Raw genomic sequence first — 20652 nt, 5'->3', positions numbered from 1 at the left:
GGGTTTTAATATTGCTTATTTTAATTAATTATTCAATCCCCTGCCTGTTTTATGCTGCAGCTCGTCTATCCGTTTTGATGCTTCGGCTTTGGTAAGCGATCCGTCAAACTCTTCACCGGCCTCGTCAGATAATGTTTTGAGGTAGGAATGCTGTGCGCCGGTCATGGGTTCATCACCTGTTGACCATTCATCAGGGTCTTTTACCATATTTGAACCTTTTATTTGATTTTGATTGATGATCTCCTCATCATCTGATTCATCGAAAAAGCCATTGTCGGGTGCATCATTGGGGTTGATAGCCATAACTATTGTTTTTATTTTCAAAAGCATTGAAGATCACAGTTCGATAAAACTCACCCTGTCGATGGTACCTCTGTATTGTTTTAAATGGCCTTTATCGCTGGCATCAACCACGCCCCGAATAGTTACTTTACGTTTATTCATACGGATAAACTGACCATCGTTATAGGTAAACAAACCTATGTGAGTACCCGGCAGATAAAGGGGGCAATCCTGGCTAAAATCAACCCAAATGGCATTATGTAATGCGTGGCTCGAGAACAGGCTGTCATTAAAAAGCGCGGATTGCTCGTTCCCTTCCTTGTATTTACCGCTCACTTCAACATATTGTTTATCATATTTTTCAATATGAGTGGCCAGCTCTGTAAATGAAATCTTTTTATAATCTTTTGAACTATTGCAATCGCTTTGGAAAACTTTTTTTTGTTTGGCACACGCACCAAGCAAAACCAACAGCGGCAAAATCCGGAGCAAATTTTTGATATGGATAAATACCACGGTCATTCAAATCAGGAGTGATTAAGATAGTGAAAATATCTGTCAATAATCCTGATAACAGATATTTTACAGCGAGGTTACAGATGTCATAATTAAAATGGAATTTATCTTTGCTAAAACGTTTAGGCATCTTGCAGTTTAGCTTTATGCTGTTATTTTTGCAAATCGACATTTAACCTGAATTAACCCTCCCATGAAATTAAAACTGATAGGCACCTTACTCCTATTGTCGGCCCTTGGCGTACAGGCCCAGCAAAAAGTTATCCCACTTTACCCCGGCGCGGCTCCCGGTTCCGAAAACTGGACCTGGAACGAGGGCGAAAGCGACAACAACGCCTTTAATACCAAAGTTGTTTACAACGTTACGCGCCCTTCCCTGGGTATTTTCCTGCCCGATTCATCCATCGCTACCGGCACCGCGGTGGTTATTTGTCCCGGCGGCGGCTTCCATACCCTATCAATCAACAGCGAAGGTTATGACGTAGCAAAATGGCTTAATAAACAGGGCGTGGCCTGCTTTGTATTGAAATACAGGTTAGCTCACAGTTTAACTAACGACCCGGTAAAAGAATTGGTAGCCAAAATGAGTCAGAAGGATTTCCCTAAACAGGTAGCGCCTATCATTCCCTTAGCTATCGCTGACGCGCGTGCAGCGCTGACTTATGTGCGTGAACATGCCTCCGAATACCATGTTTCGCCGCAACGAATCGGGATCATGGGCTTTTCGGCAGGCGGCACACTGGCCGGTGCCGCAGCTTTCAATTACACAGCAGCTAACAAACCCGATTTTGACGCGCCTGTTTATGCATACTTGCCTCCAGAGCTGATCTCAAAAATCCCTGACGATGCGCCGCCGATGTTTATAGCTGCAGCTACTGATGATCAGCTTGGCCTTGCTCCGCACAGTATTGAGCTTTATAGCAAATGGCTGGCATCAAAACATAGCGCCGAGCTGCATATGTACGCTAAAGGAGGCCACGGTTTTGGCATGCGCAAACAAAGCCCGCCTACCGACAACTGGATAGACCGCTTTAACGAGTGGCTCGATCTGAAAGGTTTTTTAAAACCTATAGACCCTAAAGTAAAATCAGTTAAAGAAAGAGCCGATCAATGGGAAGCCTACCATAAGCAATGGGAAGATGCATTTCATAAAGACTGGGCAAACATGACCCGTTACCAGGCCGATAATGAAAAGGTAAAAGCATCAGCCCCAAACCCTAAAAGTGTAGTTTATATGGGCGATTCCATTACCGATTTCTGGATCAGCAGGGATTCAACCTTCTGGAGCGGTAAACCATATTTTGACCGCGGCATCAGCGGACAAACCACCACCCAAATGCTGGTGCGTTTCCGTGAGGATGTGATAGATCTGAAACCTGGTGCCGTAGTGATCCTGGCAGGAATAAATGATATCGCCCAAAATAACGGCCCGATAGCTATTGAAGATATTTTTGGCAATATTCAATCCATGGCATTGCTGGCTAAGGCCGCCAATATTAAAGTAGTATTATGTTCAGTACTGCCCGCCTATGCCTTTCCATGGCGCCCGGGTATGGAACCTGCGCAAAAAGTGGTGCAGCTTAACGCCATGATCAAAGCTTTTGCCGATGCCAATAAAATGGTTTATGTGGATTACCATAGCGCCATGGCCGACGAGCGCAAAGGTTTGCCGAAAAATTTAGCCGCTGATGGTGTGCACCCTACTGTTGAAGGATACAGGTTAATGGAGCCATTGGTTGAAAAGGGTATTGCGGAAGCGTTGAAGAGGAAGTAGGCCAGATAAACTTTAGCAGATGTTGCAGAATTTTGAAATCCGGCGGACTTTCGAGGTACGATGATAAGCAGGGACAGACTTGCGAAGTTTTAAGAACTTCGCAAGTCTGTCTTCTACAACATGGCCCGAGGACACGCCTTTAAAACCGGTAAGCAAATACCTTCTTTTAAAAATGTTGGTGTTTTTAATTTAGTAAATTGCATATTGGGGCTTAAATGCAGCAGCAAGGTTGATGGTACCGATCAACTTGCCGATGAGATCCTCATAAAAAAAAGAAACATCCCATGAAAAATATATTCAGGCTCCTGATCATCATATTATCGCCGCTGGCGTTACATGCTCAAAATCCGATAGTTGTAAAACAACAGGCAACCCTGATGACCCAAAGCATGACCAAAGGAGATTATAAGGCTATTGTTAGTTATACTTATCCCAAAGCGGTGCAAATGGCCGGCGGCAAAGAAAAAATGGCCTATATGCTCGGTTCAGCTATGCAGCAAATGAAAACTGCGGGCATCAGCTTTGAAAACATTACAGTTGGCACCCCTGGTAAATTTTATAAAGCCGGGAAGGAAATCCATTGCCTGCTACCCGAAACTATCATTATGGCAAGCCCAAAAGGCCGTATGGCCATGCACAGCAACCTATTGGCGGTTAGCGGCGATGGTGGCAAAAACTGGTCGTTCCTGGATATGAACAATTCAACTGCGGATAAGGTGAGGCAACTGATCCCCAACTTTAACCCGGCTATGAAAATTCCGCCGTCTACTACAGAGCCATTACAATAACAGCGAGGTTTGGGCGGTTGGCTTATTATTGTCTCTCTGGATAAATTGAGGGCGCATTAATTGGGTGCCCAAAGCGTCATTTAGTTTTTCAACCACATAATCAGCAAGCTCTGGTGAGTAGCGCTCATCATGCTGGTGCATAAAAAACCATACCGATTTAAGGCCTTGATCTTTCCAGTTTTTGATCCGCTCAACCCATTCATCAACACGGGCATAATCTGTTGGGTGCAGGCTGTTGCCTACAAAGCGGATAAAGGCGTGGGGTGTAGGCAATGCCATATGCACCACATCGCGGCGGCCGCTGGCATCAGTTATGATAGAGCCAATATTCAGATCGCGGAAAAGATTAAATACCTTGTCGCGGTTTTCGGCAACGGCAAACCAGTCTTTATGGCGCAGCTCAACAAATACGGGAAGATCTTTTGGTAGTTGTTCAAGATAGGCTTTAAGCTCCGGAAAACTCTTTGGTGTGTAATTATCGCTCAACTGCAAAAACAGCGGACCAAGCTTATCGCCGAAAGCCAAAATACCTTCATAATACGTGGTCGTGATATCCTCCGCGTTTTTTAACCGGCGAATGTGACTAATGCTTTGAGAAAATTTAGGGCAAAATTTAAAACCGGGATTGCTTTCGGCTTTTTGTTTCCATTTGGAAATGGTATCCGGACCGTAAACCTGGTAAAAGGTAGCGTTAAGCTCAATGCAATCAAAATGCTTAACGTATTCATCTAAAAAATTGGCGTCCTTGGTTTTTGGGGGATAAATTTTGCCAATCCATTCTTTGCGCCCCCATTTTGCGCAGCCAACATGTACCTGCAAAGGCACATCATTTTTTGCAGCGGCAAGGGTTTCAACAGTTATCTGCGGGTCGGCCGGCAAGGTAAAATCAACCCTTGATAATTCTTCGTCCGTTACTCTACCAAATTCCATGTGCTTTTTTGTGCGAAAGATAGGAAATTGTCTGAATCAGAATTTACAGGATTAATGAATTTTCAGAATAAATAATTTGTTTGCATTACATTCTGTTAATTTAAAAATTCTGATTCAGACAATTAACTACAAGAACATCCCGCCCGAAGCTTCAATACGCTGAGCGTTGATCCAGCGGGCATCCTCAGTGCATAGAAAAGCTACTATGCCACCAATATCATCCGGCTGGCCTACCCTCCCTAATGCTGTTGACTTCGACATCATTTCTTCCAAACCAGGATGCGAATCAAATGCCGCTTTGGTAAAATCGGTTTGAATAATACCCGGAGCCACCACATTTGCGGCTATGCCACGGCTGCCCAATTCTTTCGCCAGGTATTTGGTGAATACCTCGATAGCGCCTTTCATGGATGCATAAGCGGCATACCCCGGAGTTGAGAAACGGGCCAGCCCGGTCGAAAAATTAATGATCCGGCCGCCGTCGGCAATTACCGGTAAGCTTTTTTGGGTTAAAAAGTAAACACCTTTAAAATGAACATTAAACAGGTTGTCAAAATCCTCTTCGGTGGTTTGCGCAAATGGCGAGGCAGCGTCGATACCTGCGTTGTTGATCAGGAAATCAAAGGTATCTCGGTTCCATTTTTCGCTCAGGGTTGCTTTCAGTTTTGTAATGAAAGCATCAAAGGTGGATACGATACCGGTATCCAGTTGCAAAGCAGCAGCCTTTTGCCCCGTCGATTCAATTTCTGCAACTACAGCTTCAGCTTCTTCCTTTTTACTGCGATAAGTAACTATTACATCAATACCTTTTTTAGCCAGGTGCAATGCAGCATTTTTACCCAGCCCGCGGCTTCCGCCGGTTATCAGTGCAATTTTATTTGTTCCCATTGTGATGTTTTTTTTAATGTTTTAACAATACAAAGGTGCAATAGTTAGGAATGAAAATTATGGTGACTACTTCAGATTAAATGGTGACCATTTCAGTTTTTTTTCAAAATATTTATATCGGAAAACTCCCAGAAAGTATGGACTGAGACAGCATTAATAAATTTATCTACCTCAAAATGAACTAAAAAGAAATAAATATCAATTAAACTACTAAAACTATAGGAGTTATATAATTTATTGTTATATTTGCATTGTCAACAACGACAAAGTGTTCTTTTAATAACTTATCAAGAAAGACTGAGGGAAAGGCCCAAAGACGTCTTAGCAACCTGTACATCCGCATAATGTAAAAGGTGCTAATTCCTGCTCCTGTGCAAAACGGGAGAGAGATAATTATATCTACACCCCACAACCGATCTGATTAAGTGAATTTTTATGGTTTTCAAGTCGCGTGACCGAGAGGATAGGTGGGGGTCCGCAATACCCTAAACGGCAGTTCGAATCTGCCCGCGACATCAAATTTTTCCAATCCTTTTTTATAGCTTACAGGTTAACTCTGTACCTTGTTGAGATCCGCAGGTACGGGTAAATTTTGTCTACATCCGGGTGATTTTTATAGTTGCCTTCCAGCCTGAAATATCCGGGTTCGGCACTTATCGAGAGGTCCTTTAGCACACGGTAACTTATCTCATTGGTTATGGTATGTAAAAAATAATGCGACTTATTACCATTAATAGTCATGAGCCAGCTACCGCGATAATTAATACTATAATAAAATCTGTTACCTATATTAAAACCGGCTCTGCCGTTTATGGCGAAACCCGAACCGTAATCATAATTGCGCCCCCTATACAGGTAGGGATCGGGAGCGGCTCCTAAAATGATAAGCCCCGCACCCACCGCGGTATTCACTTTAAAGCCATTCAATAATTTAAATTCAGATAGTAGATTAGCCTTTACGCTTTGCCCTCCGTAAAAGAACGCAGCATTGCGTATGTAATCATAATTAGCTGATATGATGATCAGGTTCTCCACGCTATCCGATAACGAAACGTCCCATCCTGCAAGAGATCCGTAAACACTGATCACATTAACCGCACTGCTATCGTCCTTCCCAAACTCGGCTGTGATGGAAATATTGCTGAAAGGTGTGTGCAGATTTTCGTTAGATGCGCCGTAAAGCAGCTTAGCCCTGCCAAACCAACCAAACCGTCCGTGGGTTAACAGTCCCTGGTTGCCGCTGTTAAACTTACGCGCGCCCAGATCAAATTCGGCACTCACTTTTGATGAATCATCCTGCGACCTATTTGCCGGCCCAACAACCTTTCCCCATTTTCCATCAATAATGCGGTTAAGGCCATTCATCGGGTTAACCAAAAAACCCAGCACCTCACTGGCTTGCCGTTTAAAACCGCGGCGGTGGTTATTAATAATCTTATTTGATAGCCGATAGGTCATTTCGCCCAATACTATGCCGCCAAAGCTGGTGTTGATAAAATCATTAGGGGCGGGTGCCTGGTTTTCGGCAAATGTTTCCCACAGGTAACTGCCCACCATAGTAGCCGGTACTGATTGCCAAAAACTATAACCATTACTCCTGAAGGCGCTATAAAACATGCTGCCGTGATATGGATGTCCAAACTGGTTGGTTTGAAACGGATCGTTGTCCCAGGTCCAACTGCTTGGGTTCAGGTTATGGCCTGTTGTTTTCCAGGAAATCCGTGCGTAATCAACGTTGACTATATAGCGATCATATGTCCAGGGCGCAATCTCGGCGAGGCCAAGCTCTAAAGCAGCCCTTCCAAAACGTTTCTGTTTTACCGGCGGATCTGAAAATCGTGTTATGGTATCTTTTTGCTTACGCAGGTCAAAAATATTAACCTGGGCCCCTACTTGCTGGCTGCAGAAAAGTATGAACAGTAAAAGCGGCAGTATAATCCTTAACCTTCCGGAGTATTTTCTGGTAAAATGGTAAAGCGTTAAAGTCATATACACTAACAATTTAAAAGATACAGCTACGAAAGTTATAAAGGATGAAGTGAATTAGGTTAAAAAATGTTTGAGCAATATTTAATTAATGTTAAGGTGGATATAATTTTGATAATGCATTGGGCGGTAATGGGTACCAATAATTGTTATTTCCTTATTTAAGTACTGAAACATATTTTCATATATTTAGCATTGCTTAACCTGTATATTAAGCACCATAACCAGTATAAATTATTGCAATTGCTTTTTACTTATGAAGATCTTCAATATCATATGGGTTGTACTTTTTGTCACATTTGCAGGTTTACAGTATAACGATCCAGATCCTTACCTTTGGATGCCCATTTACCTTTATTGTGCCTGGTTTTGCTACCTGGCAGCAAAAAAAGAATTTTACCCCATTGGCTATGCAACCGGCATAATCATTTTTACAGGTTATGCCATTTATAAGATATTTGATAACAACGGCCTGATCGACTGGTTTAAGTTCCACCATGCCGAAAGTCTTGTGCAAACCATGAAAGCCGAAAAGCCCTGGATTGAAGAAGTGCGTGAGTTTTTCGGGTTACTGATCTGTGTAGCAGTACTGGCAATTAACTGGATCTATGCTATAAGAGAAAACAAAAAAGTACCGGTAAAAAAGCGGAGACGATAAGCCCCCTCTAAATCTCCCCAGGCAAAGGGAGACTTGTGAAAATATCTTTTTCATAGGGGTTAAGGTCAGGCTAAGCTACAAATATGACAACCCCTTAAATTCCCCATCACTATAATAAAAGGGCACAAAACCGTCTTCGGCAAGTTCACAACTTACCTGCATGGTGGTAAAAGTAACATCGCCAAAAATATTGGCTATGGCCGAGTCGGCAGCATCATGGCCGGTAGCTATTTTGATAAGGCCGTTTAAAGGTACCAGCCGTGTTGCATCAAACAGTATCCACTTACCACCAAGATAAGCCTCAAAGCAGGCGTGAAAATCGGCTGGCTTAAGGTGATAGGCATAACCTGTAAAATAGCGGGCAGGTATGGTAAGAGCACGGCAAAGGGCTATGCCTAAGTGTGCAAAATCGCGGCAAACGCCGGCCTGTTCGGTAACGGTATCAAAAGCTGATGTTTGTGAATTGGTTGATCCGCTTAAATATTGGACGTTTTTATTGATCCAGTTGGTCAATTCAACCACCTGCTCAAAAGGGTTGGTAACATGCCCGAACATATTATGTGCAAGGCGGTATAATTTGTCCGACTGACAATAGCGGCTTGGATTTAAATATGGCAGCACCGGCGAGGGCAGCTCAGAAACGTGGGTTTCCTGTAAATTACCGAAATCGGTTATTTCATAACAATTATCAACCGTAGCTTTGTAGGTAACTTTAACATTGGGCGTATCGGCACTTACATCAAAGCGCACCAAACGATTTTCGCCCTGCAGAGTTTGCAGTTCTTCAAACTTGATATAGGGTTCCAGGCCAAATTCTTCACTTATTACCGTTTGATTTGGGCTGCGTAATGCGTGTATGTTTAAAATCAATGTGCCCGGCGACCGTACTACATATTCCATTTGGGTAAACACATCGAACTTCATGTTATCAGCTTCCTGTTTTTATTTCTTCTAATTTGTTAAATGTGGCATCCATCCAATCCTCCGAAATATGGTCAAGTGCCAGTTTCAGTTCCTCGGCCCATTGGATTGAGATATGTTCAAGGTCCTGCTTGTTATAACGCTGCTCAACAATATTGAAACTATCCTTTTTATAAACAGCCACATCTATCGGAAAATCGACATTGTTCGAGCTTACCCTTGTTGAATCAAAAGAAAGAAAACCTGTTTTAAGCGCCAGTTTCAGGCTCGAATCTTCATTAAGGATGCGATTAAGGATAGCTTTACCATGCCCCGAATTACCGATAACCACGTATGGCGCCCCTTGCCCTAATTCCACCCAATTCCCTTCGGGATATAGCAAAAAAAGCTTGTGTTCATCGTCATCGCGCAATTGCCCGCCAATAATGGTATTCAGGTCAAATCGTAACCCGGCGGCATCAAGCGACACTTTATCTTCTTGTGCTGCACGCTTTACCTGTTCGCCAAATGCATTCACAGCCTTGTACATCTTATTAAACTCGGCTGTCTCCAATAATTCATTAAAATATATCACGGCCTTATCGCGCACCGAGCGCAAACCGCTGGTCATGATAAACAGCGAAAAATGATCCTTTTGTTCTATAGTGATCTTCTTTTTTACAGTGGTATCCGTCCCCGAAGTTATACGGGTATCGGCAATGGCCAATAAGCCCTCTTTAACTTTAATTCCCAGGCAATAAGTCATTTGATTAGCGTCGTTCGTTATAAATTAATACTTGCCAAAGTAATTAAATAATGCGAGATTTAATTACCGATCATTCATAAACCAATTATTTGCCGATGCATCTTTTTCGGGCCTAACTGCCTTTTATTTTATTGCATACAATGAAATTCAAATCAGCATTACTCATCCTGGCATTCATTTTTCACCTCAACTTTGTCAAAGCGCAAAAACACAGCCCTGTCCCTGTTATTTTCGACACGGATATTGCAGGAGATTATGACGATGTTGGTGCCATGGCTATGCTGCATGCCTTTGCAGACAAGGGTGAGGCCCAAATATTAGCTACTATATCATGCAACGCCTTTGAAACTACCGCACCAACCATCAGTGTGATCAACACCTATTTTGGCAGGCCTAATATTCCCATAGGTATTGTAAAAAAAGACAAGCCCAATAAAAACTGTGCACAGCAATGGGCCCAGGCTATTATTGCCAAATATCCGCATAACGTAAAATCAAACAGCCAGGCAGTTGAAGCGGTAGCACTTTACCGCAAGTTGCTGGCAAAGCAAGCCGATGGCAGCGTAACTATTATTTCGGTTGGATTTTTCACCAACCTGGCCGATCTGCTCCGGTCAGGAGCTGATAAATACAGCAAACTGGATGGAGAACAACTGGTGAAAAAGAAAGTAAAAAAACTGGTATCCATGGCTACAGGAATAGGTACCGACGGTAAAACGTTTAGCGAATACAATGTAAATGTAGATGCAGCTTCGGCACAGGAAGTATTTAAAAACTGGCCCACCCCCATTACTCTGAGCGGTTTTGAAATAGGTGAAAAAATCTTGACAGGGATTCGCCTGATCAATAATACATCAATAAAAAATAGCCCGGTAAAAGACGCCTTCCAGATAGCGCTTACAAAAGACAACAACACAACCGGCCGCAACAGTTGGGACGAAACAGCCGTACTAACAGCCATCAGGGGGCTCAAACCTTATTTTACCTATCGCAAACTTAACATGGAAATAAAGGACAACGGTACCGATGTAGTGGTACCGGGAGAGCGGTTTTTATATATTCAATTTGCAATGCAGCCGGGGGATATTGCAAAGGATATTGAACAATTGATGATGCACCAGCCTGTTAAAGAACAACGGTAATATACCGGTAAAAATACCAACTACTTGGTATTGAATTTTCACGAGATAGATAGCACCTTAGTTTAATTATGAGCGAACCCATTAAAATTCAGGTATCCATCTTTTGCGAGCCTTGCATTATCTGCGGCAGCAGGCCTGTAATTGCACAGGCTAAAGGTAAATTTATTGTAAGATGCGGTGCCAACCCAAATCATTATCAAACGCCGCCCGGAATGGTGGATATAGCCAATTGGAATAAACATAACCGCCGGGAACCTGATTTTACCCCAAATATAGGGCATCTTAAACAAGGCTGATCACTTAAAATAACGGGTTACCACGTAGCCGATGGCTTCCTTTATATAGGTCCCCCAACCTGCTAAAGCACCTGCATTAGGCAGGAAATCATCGGCAGATGCCGAAAACCTGCGGCTGGAAAAATTGCAGGGGTATGCAACCACGTCAACTCCCTGTTTTTTAAATATCATCAGGGAACGACGCATATGAAATGCTGAGGTAACCAGTAAATATGGCGCTTTAAGTTTATGCTGCTGCAATAGCTCTTTTGAAAAAGCAGCATTTTCAATGGTATTGCGGGATTTCGGTTCGCTTAGTACGCAACTGTCCGGAACCTGCATTTCCCTGAGTTGCTCCCTTACCCAATCGGCCTCCCTAAAACCCGATGGCCTCAAAAGCCCGTTTCCTCCTGTGATAAGAAGATGGCTGACTTTACCTGTTTTTTGCAAACGAACACCCTGGATAAACCTATCAGCAGCAGAGTTAAAGAAACCGCCGCCATTGCCATCATCCGAGCTAAAACCACCCAGCACTATAGCACAGGTATACTTTTTATCGGCTGGTACAGCAATCTCCCTGATATCCCAGCACCAGCTAACCAGGTTAAGTAACAATGAATTAGAGAAAATATAAAGCACAATAATACCTGCAAGCAAAAATTTCCGTTTACGTTTTACGTTCTTTAAAAAAAGGGAGATCAATAAAATTGCGAATACCCATAGAAGCAAATTCATTAAAAACGAAAGAACTTTTGAAAAAATAAAAAACATATGGCGGTTATGGTGTTTAAGTACTTCAAATATAGAAGCTTTTATCAGGTGAAGTAACAAACTGGCATTATCATTGTCATATATCAGAAAAGAAAAATAAATTATGGGCTTTATCAAAACTCTTGCTATAGGTGCTGCAGTTGCTTACGGAATAAATTACGTAACCAAAAAAGGACCCGACGGTAAATCAATTATCGATAACCTGGTTGACAACGCCCCCGAATGGGCAGATCGCGCTAAAAAATACGGCGAACTTACTTTAGAACAAATTGCGGTACGTACTCAAAATTTCAGGGATAACAGCAGGCGTTAATAAAATTTGCTTTATACTTTATCCATAATATATTATTAGTCGGCTTTATCTCCCGCTTTAAAAACCGTCATAGAATAGAGAAAATATAGCATTGCGAGCGTAGCGTGGGAATCGCATAGAAGTATAGTTGCTCTGTATAGTATGCGATTGCTATGCCATGCTTATAATGATACATTTATAGGTCATTGATTATTAAGCATATTTTGGAGATCGGTTTTATAAATATGTGCGTTGCCTGCTGCCCGTGCTATCCACTCATACGCTCGCAGGCCTTATTCACAGGCCGGCATCCTCTCCTATCACTAACGCGCCCCCGCGCAGCATCGCAAAAATATATTTTACTGTTATCGCGATGGGAGTTGAGATTGCTTGCAAAATTTATCCTTTAATCCTCCAGTCCTATAAATCAAGGTTCCTTAACAGCCATTGCTCACGGTACTGCTTTGGTGTTACTCCTTCAAAACGCTTAAAAAACTTGGTAAAATTCGACGCATCAAAAGTAAGCTGGTTAGCTATTTCGGCTACGCTTACCGTATTTTCCTGAAGCATGGTTTTGGCAATCCCCATGATTTTTTCCTCGAAAAAGAAACAGGGATGTTTGCCTGTAGTGAGTTTAATAGTATTGCTCAAATGGGTAGGATGGATATGCATGTCACTGGCAAAATCACGTATCTCGTACATGTCCAATACGCGGTTGTTCATCACATCATCAAGATGTTTATCAATGGCTTTTAAATAGTCGGCTGTGATTTCATGCTGACGGGCCAGTATCTTTTTCGGAACAGTAAGCGTTGCTTCCATAACACAAAATTAAGCAAACAGATCAGGTTTAAACAACGGTGCTACCCGCCTTTTAGACGCCTGCTCATAAGCATATCCCAATTTTATGATGTCGCCCTCTTTGTAGGCTGTACTAAAAAACGACAATCCAACCGGCAGGCCATGGGCCAACCCCATGGGCACTGTAATATGCGGATACCCCGCCATAGCTGCAGGGCCTGAAAAGCTGAAACCGTTGTCATAATCGCCATTTACCAGGTCGATACATACAGCCGGGCCGTTAGTAGTGCCTATGATGGCATCAAGTTTATATTTGGTAAGCATACCATCAATAACTTTACGGGTACCCATATTGGTTTGCTTAACCGCGTCAAGATATTCTTTACTGTTCAAATCGCCTTTGGCCTGAGCCTGCTCCAGTATCTCCTGCTTAAAAAAAGGCATTGCTTTAGTTTCATTCTGCTTGTTGAAAGCAATAACATCTGCCAACGTTTTTATTTTGCTGTTGGCATTGTTGAAGTATTGGTTAAGGCCATCTTTAAATTCGTAAAGCAGCACTGTAAATTCGTTGCTGTTGATGGTCTTCAGCTCTTTGTTCAGTTCTATCTCAACCACCTCAGCGCCTTTACTTTTCAGGGTTTTGATGGCATCCTGTAATAATGAAACAACGTCCGGCTTATCGTCAAACGCTGTTTTTTCAATGCCCAGGCGCTTACCTTGTAAACCATTAACATCTAAAAATTTGGTATAATCCGCCTCAATCCTGCCTTTACTACCAAGCGTTGCCAGGTCGAGCGTATCAATACCGGTCAGCGCACCAAGCAGTATGGCGGCGTCCTTAACCGTACGAGCCATCGGCCCGGCAGTATCCTGTGTTTTGGAGATCGGAATAATGCCCGACCGGCTCCATAAGCCCACAGTTGGCTTAATGCCCACCAAACCGTTAACCGATGCCGGCGACACTATCGAGCCATTGGTTTCTGTACCAATGCCAATAACGCAAAGATTGGCTGCTACAGCCGTTCCGGTACCGGCGCTTGAACCGCTGGGGTTCCTATTTAAAATATAAGGGCACTTAGTTTGCCCTCCCCTGCTGCTCCAGGCACTGGTTGAATGTGTGGAGCGAAAGTTTGCCCACTCACTTAAATTGGTTTTGCCCAATATCACAGCACCTGCTTCACGAAGCTTATGCACTATAAAAGCATCCTGCTTGGCAAAATTATCGGCCAAAGCCAATGAGCCCGCCGTGGTGTGCATGTTATCGCCGGTATTAATATTATCCTTTATCAGCACCGGTATACCGTGCAGCGGACCACGCACCTTACCCTTTTCACGTTCCCGGTCCATCGCATCGGCCATGTTCAAGGCATCTTTATTAAGCTCGATAACCGAGTTAAGCATGATGCCTTTTTTATCTATCTGATCAATGCGTTTCAGGTACAGCTCGGTAATCAGCCTTGCAGTAAACTGCTTGCTCTGCATTTTTTGCTGCAGATCGGCAATGGTTATTTCGCTCAATTCAAATATATCGTCCTTACTGATATCGGCAGCGGCAGTTTCATCGGCTTTATTTTCGGCAGATGGCTGATTGCAGGATGCTGCTACTAAAGTGGAGATCGCTAACCCAGCTAATGAACCGGTTTTGAGGAAATTTCTTCTGTGCATAAATGTTTAAAATAAAAGGCATTACAAGTAACAAAATATTTAACTACTTTGAAAGGTGTGGAGTGGGTAGATAGTTAAATGTTACAAAACATAACCAGGATATTTCACGCAAAGGCGCTAAGACGCAAAGCTATTGCAACTTGAAATCTTGGCGACTTAGCGCCTTTGCGAGCAACCTTCTGCTTTAGTTCTTACTTCGATACCATCCCCGAGATCACATTAATACTCAACGCCACAATAGCTGTATTAAATGCGAAAGAAATCAGCCCATGCAGCCAGGCCAGCCTGCGGATAGAGCGGGCAGAGATCTCCACATCAGATACCTGGAAAGTCATCCCTACTACAAACGAAAAATATACAAAATCGAGATAATCCGGCTCCTTTTCATCGCCCGGAAATTCGAGACCGCCAAGGTGCTTCAATTTTTTATCATCATCGGGGTCTGTAGTATAATACATATGGGCATAACGCAGCGTAAATATGGTATGCACCAGCCACCACGAAACAATTACCGAAGCCATGGCCAGTAAAACCCGTGCTGTAACTATCGCATCCGATTGATTTTTTGCGGATAACAACAGGAACCCTATCGCCAGTAAACTCATCAGCGATGATACTATCACAAACAAAAATATCAGCGTACGACTTGAGTCTTCGATACTGGCTATTTTACGGATCTCGGCGGGGTTAGCCGTAAGGATAATGATCCAATCCATAATAATGATGCATAAACCAAATGCTATCCAGGTTACTAATGCCACCGTTGGCGCAGAAAAATGGGCCCAGGAGAAAAATAATGTTATTGCTGCGGCTCCTAACGAGATCAGGAGGCGGTGATGAGCATCAAGACTAAAAAAGACTTTGGTTTTTGTTTTGGCTTTTTGAGGCATACAATTTAAGCTACACCATAAATATGATAATGTTTGATGTAGATTAAATGAAGATACTAAAAATCGTCTTCCTCAACAATCCAGGCAACACGGCCTACCTGCCCGTCATCCAACTGCACTTTTATTCCGCGGGAATGGTAAGCTGCGCTGGTGAGCAACCGTTTTACAAAGCCGCGGGTTAACGTACCTGTGCGCTGATCTTTTTTTAGTATGATGTCAACCTCAAGGCCCGGGTATATATCGCTTCTGTTTTGTCCATTCATGACCGTTGATTTGTTTTGATTACGTTGATTTTGCTGATTTTTATTTTTTAATATTTTTGATTGGGTTGATTTATTTGATTTCACTGATCTAATAGGATCGATAAAGCTTTTTTCTTTTGCCTCATCATCAATTCCTTTAAATGGCTTTATTTTCACCCATCGCTTTATTATCCACTCAGGCAATTGATTTATTGACTGATCATCATCAAGAATAACAAAATTTGTATCATGATTGCCCCTCACCCAATCTTCTATTTCCGTTCCCCGGTCTTTCATTTCAGCAAGAGACTGTTTATCGTTCAGCTTTGAAATATTACCTACAGATATTCCTCTTACCCGAAAAATCTCTAACCATTGCTGATCCGTAAAATTGATCCGATGGGTAGTGGTTAAAACTACAGCAGCATCTGTCTGTGCTAAAATATCGCGAAGGTTATCTGCGGATTCTTTATTAAACCGCATGAATCCATCTGCTTCCGATTCAACTTTTCTCCATGACGGTTCAGTTACTAAAACACCATCTATATCGAGTAAGATGACCATTATATCCACTCAACCAGTCCTTTTATTGCCTGCTCTACTTTTCCGAAATCAAAATTATTGATCAGCCCATCAAATGAGGCAGCTATTTGCTCATTACCCAGATTACCGATGCTGCCTTCATGAGTATGGTTCACCGTTTTATAAGGATTAAAATTACCGGCCTCAATAGCTAAACCAACTTGTTTGTAAGCATCGCGGAAGGGTGTGCCGCTTAATGTTAAACGGTTTACTTCTTCAACACTAAACAGGTAAGCATATTTGGCATCGTCCAGGATATCTGTCTTTACCGTGATATTTTGCAGCATGAAGGTTGCCATTTGAAGGCAGTGTTTCAAATCGGAAAAAGCCGGGAACAGTAGCTCTTTTAACAATTGCAACTCACGGTGATAGCCCGATGGCAGGTTAGTGGTCATCATTGCCACATCGGTTGGCAGGGCCTGCAGGCGGTTACATTTACCACGCATAATTTCCCAAACATCAGGGTTCTTTTTGTGAGGCATGATGCTGCTGCCGGTAGTCAATGCATCAGGATAGCTTACAAATGAAAAATTCTGGCTCAAATACAGCGTTTGATCCATTGCCATTTTAGCCAGCGTAGCCGCAATGGTTGATATGGCCTGTGCAATGATACGCTCGGTTTTACCACGGCCCATTTGCGCGTAAACAACGTTATAATTAAGGTTATCAAAACCTAAAAGCTGTGTAGTTAAAGTACGATTAAGCGGGAACGACGAGCCATAACCGGCAGCCGAACCCAGCGGATTTTTATTGGTAATGCGGTAAGCAGCCAAAACCAGTTCAAGGTCATCAACCAGGCTTTCGGCATAGGCGCCAAACCATAAGCCAAATGATGAAGGCATGGCCACCTGCAAATGGGTATAACCCGGCAATAAAACATCTTTGTGTTTTTCGCTCAATTCAATAAGCTGGCGGAACAAGGTTTCGGTGCTTTCCACAACTTCCTGCAAATGATGACGAAAGAAAAGCTTAAGGTCGACCAGAACCTGGTCGTTACGTGAACGGCCGCTGTGAATCTTTTTACCGGCATCGCCAATACGCTGGGTAAGCAGCAACTCAACCTGCGAGTGCACGTCTTCCACATGCTCATCGATCTTGAAACCACCTTTGGCAATATTGGCATAAATGGTTTTTAACTCACGTTGAACAAGCTCCAAATCAGTGTCGTCCATTAGCCCAACGCTTTGCAGCATGCGGGTATGGGCCAGTGACCCCAAAACATCAAACGCCGCCATTTGCTCATCAAATTCGCGGTCGCGACCAACAGTAAAGTTTTCAACCAGTTCGTTAACGTTGGTAGTTTTTTGCCATAGCTTGCTCATGGTGCAAATGTATAAATTTGTGAATTTATGTGCATTGTTGAGTATTATTTAATATTGCAACCGCTTGGCTCCAGCCGAGTGGTCATTATTTCAAGGCCTCTGGCCTTTTCTATACGCCGGCCAGAGGCCGTCGGATAGTCGCCACTCGGCCGGAACCGAGCGGCGGCGTGAATTTTATAAGTGAAGAATTGTGAATTAAGAAATTCAGATGCAAGCATTCCACGCTTGAACGTGCGAAGAAAAATCGGCAAAATCAACGTAATCAAAAAAATCGACAGTCAAAATCCCGGTTCAGACAGTTCAGGATGCCAATCCCGATCCATCCATTTAACATTGTTGATTGTGACAACTTATCATAGGCTTTGGCCAATATTGTATAAACCGCTATCTTAACCACATGAAACACCTTTTATGTAAGCCCTTGCTTAGCATTGCCTTATCATTTTGCTTTTATTCGGTAACACAAGCTCAAACGCCTGGGGCAACAGGTCTTAAATCCGAATACCTTGTAAACCCTATAGGCATCGATAACACTCACCCCCGCTTAACCTGGCTCATGAACGATAAAGCACAGGGTGCAGCTCAGAGTGCCTACCAGCTTTATGTAGGTACCGATTCAGTTTCTGTTTCAGCAAGCAAAGGCAGCGCATGGACTACATCCAAAATTGCTTCATCAAATAATCTTGTTATTTATAGTGGTCAACAACTAAAACCTTTTACTAAGTATTTCTGGAAGGTCCAGCTTTGGGACCGGGCAGGTAAAAAACTTGCCCCATCAGCTATAAATAGTTTTGAAACCGGCATGATGGGCATGCAAAACTGGAAAGGCTCATGGATCAGCGATAATAAAGGGATAGCAGTAAACCCTGCCCCTTATTTTCGCAATACGTTTAAGATAATCAAGCAAATCCGCTCGGCAAGGGCTTATATTGCAGTTGCCGGTTTGTATGAACTTTATATCAACGGCAAAAAGATAGGCAATCACAGGCTCGACCCGATGTATACCCGGTTCGACAGGCGTACGCTTTATGTTTCTTATGACATTACAACTCAATTGCAAAACGGTAAAAATGCAGTTGGTGTGTTACTGGGCAATGGCTGGTATAACCATCAAAGTACGGCTGTTTGGTTTTTTCACCAGGCACCATGGCGCGGTCGCCCGACGTTTTGTATGGATTTGCGCATCACGTATACCGATGGTACGGTTGAAACCGTAAAATCGGGCACCGATTGGAAAACCTCACTTAGCCCTGTCGTTTTCAACAGCATTTATACTGCCGAGCATTACGATGGCAGGCTGGAACAACCGGGTTGGAACACCGCCAATTTTGACGATAGCAAATGGAAGCCGGTTATTAGCCGTTCGGCCCCATCCATGAACATTGTATCACAGGCCATGCAACCCATTCGTGCGGTTGATACCATCAGCACCAAAAGCGTTACCAAAATTGACAGCTATGTTTGGGTGTTTGATATGGGCCGAAATATTTCGGGCGTAAGCCAAATTACTGTTAAGGGTGATTCAGGCACGGTGATCCGTCTTAAACATGCAGAAAGATTGAACAAAAACGGACATGTTGATCAATCAAACATCGATCTGCATTACCGCCCTACTGATGATAAAGATCCATTCCAGACCGATATTTTCATTTTAGGCGGCAAGGGCGAAGAAACATTTTCGCCGCGTTTTAACTACAAAGGTTTTCAATATATTGAGGTAAGTAGCAGCAAACCCATCCAAATTGGCAAAGAAAACATCAAAGCGTTTTTTATGCACAGCGATGTAGAGCCCATCGGTACCGTTAAAGCATCCAATCAAACCATTAAGCAGATCTGGACGGCTACCAACAATAGCTACCTCAGCAACCTGTTCGGCTATCCCACTGATTGCCCTCAGCGCGAAAAGAACGGCTGGACCGGAGATGCCCACATTGCCAGCGAAACCGGCCTCTATAATTTTGATGGCATCACCGTTTACGAAAAATGGCTGGCCGACCACCGCGATGAGCAGCAACCCAACGGTGTATTACCATCCATTATCCCAACCGGGGGCTGGGGATATGAATGGGGCAACGGCCCCGACTGGACCAGCACCATTGCCATTATCCCCTACAATATTTACTTGTTTTATGGCGATAGCAAACTGCTGGCCGATAGCTACAATGCCATTGAAGAATACGTTAACCACATTGATGAACTTTATCCAACCGGTCTCACCACCTGGGGCCTGGGCGATTGGGTTCCGGTGAAATCAGTCTCGCCTGTTGAGCTTACCTCGTCTGTTTACTACTATACCGATGCCAGCATATTGGCCAAAGCAGCTAAAATATTAGGCAAACAAGGCGATTACGTAAAATATTCGGCACTGGCCAATAAGATCAAGAACGCCATTAACGCTAAATATTTGGATGCTACAACCGGCATTTACGGCAAAGGCTTACAAACAGAGCTAAGTGTACCGCTTTATTGGGGTGTTGTGCCCGAAAACATGAAAACTAAAGTAGCAGCTAACCTGGCCAAACGTGTTGAGGCAGATAATTTCCATTTAGATGTAGGAATCCTTGGGGCCAAAGCCATTTTAAGCGCTTTGAGCGATAATGGCTACCCGGATGTTGCTTACAAAATAGCATCGCAGGAAACCTTCCCTTCATGGGGCTGGTGGATGGTGAACGGCGCTACTACCCTGTATGAAAACTGGCAGATAGATGCCAAATCCGATATCTCCCTTAACCATATCATGTTTGGCGAAATTGGTGCATGGCTATACAAAGGCATTGCGGGCCTCCACCCTGATCCTGAGCATCCGGGTTTTAAAAACGTGCTGCTTCAACCACACTTTGTACCAAACCTAAATGAGTTTACGGCTACTCATAAAGGGCCTTTTGGTAACATTGTTTCATCGTGGCAACGGAGCGGTAACGGAGTAATTTATAAAGTTACGGTACCGGCCAATTCAACAGCCGCTATTAGCTTCCCGGCTGGTAAAGTTTATCTTGCGGGCAAAGCAATCAACAACCCAGCGTTGTATAAAATAAATGCGGGCAGCTATGTGTTCGAGGTAAAATAATATCACCGCAAATGCCATAGTATTTTCATATTTTAATATCTGCGCATATCAAATGACCATTTACTGACAGGCCGGGGCAACCCCGGCCTGTTTTTGTATATAAATTTGTCACACC

At 43.3% G+C, this 20652-nt stretch carries 20 protein-coding genes, 1 pseudogene and 1 riboswitch; of the genes and pseudogenes, 7 read left to right on the top strand and 14 right to left on the bottom strand.

The window, feature by feature from the left end:
• Nucleotides 1-24 precede the first annotated feature (24 nt).
• Both J3L18_RS01810 and J3L18_RS01805 read right to left on the bottom strand, forming a co-directional pair.
• Nucleotides 25-303, bottom strand: coding sequence for a DUF3072 domain-containing protein (locus tag J3L18_RS01810; RefSeq protein WP_091175073.1), 279 nt, complete (start codon nt 301-303; stop codon nt 25-27).
• A gap of 33 nt (nt 304-336) precedes the next feature.
• Nucleotides 337-804: a hypothetical protein gene (locus J3L18_RS01805; RefSeq protein ID WP_129570549.1), complete on the bottom strand. Its 468-nt coding sequence runs from the start codon at nt 802-804 to the stop codon at nt 337-339.
• Nucleotides 805-991: 187 nt separating this feature from the next.
• Between J3L18_RS01805 and J3L18_RS01800 the strand changes: the two genes are divergently transcribed.
• Both J3L18_RS01800 and J3L18_RS01795 read left to right on the top strand, forming a co-directional pair.
• Nucleotides 992-2572, top strand: a complete 1581-nt coding sequence (locus J3L18_RS01800; RefSeq protein ID WP_129570550.1) for a GDSL-type esterase/lipase family protein — start codon at nt 992-994, stop codon at nt 2570-2572.
• Nucleotides 2573-2856: 284 nt separating this feature from the next.
• Entirely contained in the window at nt 2857-3360 is a 504-nt protein-coding gene (locus tag J3L18_RS01795) for a hypothetical protein (RefSeq protein ID WP_129570551.1), read from the top strand.
• Here the strand turns inward: J3L18_RS01795 and J3L18_RS01790 are convergent.
• The 3 genes from J3L18_RS01790 to J3L18_RS01780 all read right to left on the bottom strand — a co-directional run bounded on the left by J3L18_RS01790 (nt 3352) and on the right by J3L18_RS01780 (nt 7167).
• Nucleotides 3352-4290: a DUF72 domain-containing protein gene (locus J3L18_RS01790; protein WP_129570552.1), complete on the bottom strand. Its 939-nt coding sequence runs from the start codon at nt 4288-4290 to the stop codon at nt 3352-3354. The genes J3L18_RS01795 and J3L18_RS01790 overlap by 9 nt on opposite strands.
• A gap of 126 nt (nt 4291-4416) precedes the next feature.
• Nucleotides 4417-5178, bottom strand: coding sequence for an SDR family oxidoreductase (locus tag J3L18_RS01785; protein ID WP_129570553.1), 762 nt, complete (start codon nt 5176-5178; stop codon nt 4417-4419).
• Between the two features lie 281 nt (nt 5179-5459).
• A riboswitch (SAM riboswitch) is annotated at nt 5460-5574 on the top strand.
• Nucleotides 5575-5721: 147 nt separating this feature from the next.
• The gene (locus tag J3L18_RS01780; protein ID WP_129570554.1) at nt 5722-7167 is read right to left on the bottom strand and encodes a DUF3943 domain-containing protein; all 1446 of its coding nucleotides are present in this window, start codon (nt 7165-7167) and stop codon (nt 5722-5724) included.
• A 253-nt stretch (nt 7168-7420) separates the two neighbouring features.
• On the opposite strand from J3L18_RS01780, the gene J3L18_RS01775 reads away from it, so the two are divergent.
• A complete protein-coding gene (locus tag J3L18_RS01775; RefSeq protein WP_091175062.1) occupies nt 7421-7822 on the top strand; it encodes a transmembrane 220 family protein in 402 nt (133 codons plus the stop codon).
• 75 nt (nt 7823-7897) lie between these two features.
• Here J3L18_RS01775 and J3L18_RS01770 read toward each other — a convergent pair whose 3' ends face one another.
• Entirely contained in the window at nt 7898-8746 is an 849-nt protein-coding gene (locus J3L18_RS01770; RefSeq protein WP_129570555.1) for a transglutaminase-like domain-containing protein, read from the bottom strand.
• Nucleotides 8747-8750: 4 nt separating this feature from the next.
• The gene (locus J3L18_RS01765; protein ID WP_129570556.1) at nt 8751-9488 is read right to left on the bottom strand and encodes a proteasome-type protease; all 738 of its coding nucleotides are present in this window, start codon (nt 9486-9488) and stop codon (nt 8751-8753) included.
• A gap of 140 nt (nt 9489-9628) precedes the next feature.
• Here J3L18_RS01765 and J3L18_RS01760 point away from each other — a divergent pair, with 140 nt between their 5' ends.
• A complete protein-coding gene (locus tag J3L18_RS01760) occupies nt 9629-10630 on the top strand; it encodes a nucleoside hydrolase (protein WP_129570557.1) in 1002 nt (333 codons plus the stop codon).
• A gap of 68 nt (nt 10631-10698) precedes the next feature.
• Nucleotides 10699-10926, top strand: a complete 228-nt coding sequence (locus tag J3L18_RS01755; RefSeq protein ID WP_091175051.1) for a hypothetical protein — start codon at nt 10699-10701, stop codon at nt 10924-10926.
• Here the strand turns inward: J3L18_RS01755 and J3L18_RS01750 are convergent, their stop codons facing one another.
• Nucleotides 10927-11640: a YdcF family protein gene (locus J3L18_RS01750; protein WP_189549334.1), complete on the bottom strand. Its 714-nt coding sequence runs from the start codon at nt 11638-11640 to the stop codon at nt 10927-10929. It abuts the gene before it with no gap.
• A gap of 139 nt (nt 11641-11779) precedes the next feature.
• Here J3L18_RS01750 and J3L18_RS01745 point away from each other — a divergent pair, with 139 nt between their 5' ends.
• Nucleotides 11780-11989 (top strand): hypothetical protein, encoded by a 210-nt coding sequence (locus J3L18_RS01745; RefSeq protein ID WP_091175047.1) that lies wholly within the window; start codon nt 11780-11782, stop codon nt 11987-11989.
• 399 nt (nt 11990-12388) lie between these two features.
• Here J3L18_RS01745 and J3L18_RS01740 read toward each other — a convergent pair whose 3' ends face one another.
• From J3L18_RS01740 to argH, 6 genes and pseudogenes are all read right to left on the bottom strand, one after another.
• The gene (locus tag J3L18_RS01740; protein ID WP_129570559.1) at nt 12389-12790 is read right to left on the bottom strand and encodes a helix-turn-helix domain-containing protein; all 402 of its coding nucleotides are present in this window, start codon (nt 12788-12790) and stop codon (nt 12389-12391) included.
• Nucleotides 12791-12799: 9 nt separating this feature from the next.
• Nucleotides 12800-14434: an amidase gene (locus J3L18_RS01735; RefSeq protein ID WP_129570560.1), complete on the bottom strand. Its 1635-nt coding sequence runs from the start codon at nt 14432-14434 to the stop codon at nt 12800-12802.
• Nucleotides 14435-14625: 191 nt separating this feature from the next.
• Entirely contained in the window at nt 14626-15324 is a 699-nt protein-coding gene (locus tag J3L18_RS01730; protein ID WP_091175040.1) for a DUF1345 domain-containing protein, read from the bottom strand.
• A 56-nt stretch (nt 15325-15380) separates the two neighbouring features.
• Entirely contained in the window at nt 15381-15587 is a 207-nt protein-coding gene (locus tag J3L18_RS01725) for a YwbE family protein (RefSeq protein WP_091211944.1), read from the bottom strand.
• A 132-nt stretch (nt 15588-15719) separates the two neighbouring features.
• Nucleotides 15720-16130: pseudogene (locus J3L18_RS01720) on the bottom strand (HAD domain-containing protein); the annotation flags it as partial.
• The gene (gene argH, locus J3L18_RS01715; RefSeq protein WP_129570561.1) at nt 16130-17470 is read right to left on the bottom strand and encodes an argininosuccinate lyase; all 1341 of its coding nucleotides are present in this window, start codon (nt 17468-17470) and stop codon (nt 16130-16132) included. The gene argH and the pseudogene J3L18_RS01720, both read right to left, overlap by 1 nt.
• Nucleotides 17471-17867: 397 nt before the next feature.
• Here argH and J3L18_RS01710 point away from each other — a divergent pair, with 397 nt between their 5' ends.
• On the top strand, nt 17868-20537 hold the full coding sequence (locus tag J3L18_RS01710) for an alpha-L-rhamnosidase (RefSeq protein WP_129570562.1): 2670 nt from the start codon (nt 17868-17870) through the stop codon (nt 20535-20537).
• Nucleotides 20538-20652: the final 115 nt, after the last annotated feature.

Source organism: Mucilaginibacter gossypii (genome assembly GCF_017569325.2).
In the GTDB taxonomy this organism is placed as follows: Bacteria; Bacteroidota; Bacteroidia; order Sphingobacteriales; family Sphingobacteriaceae; genus Mucilaginibacter; species Mucilaginibacter gossypii.
The sequence above is the reverse complement of the archived record's forward strand: the minus strand, read 5'-3'. Positions and strand labels throughout refer to the sequence as shown.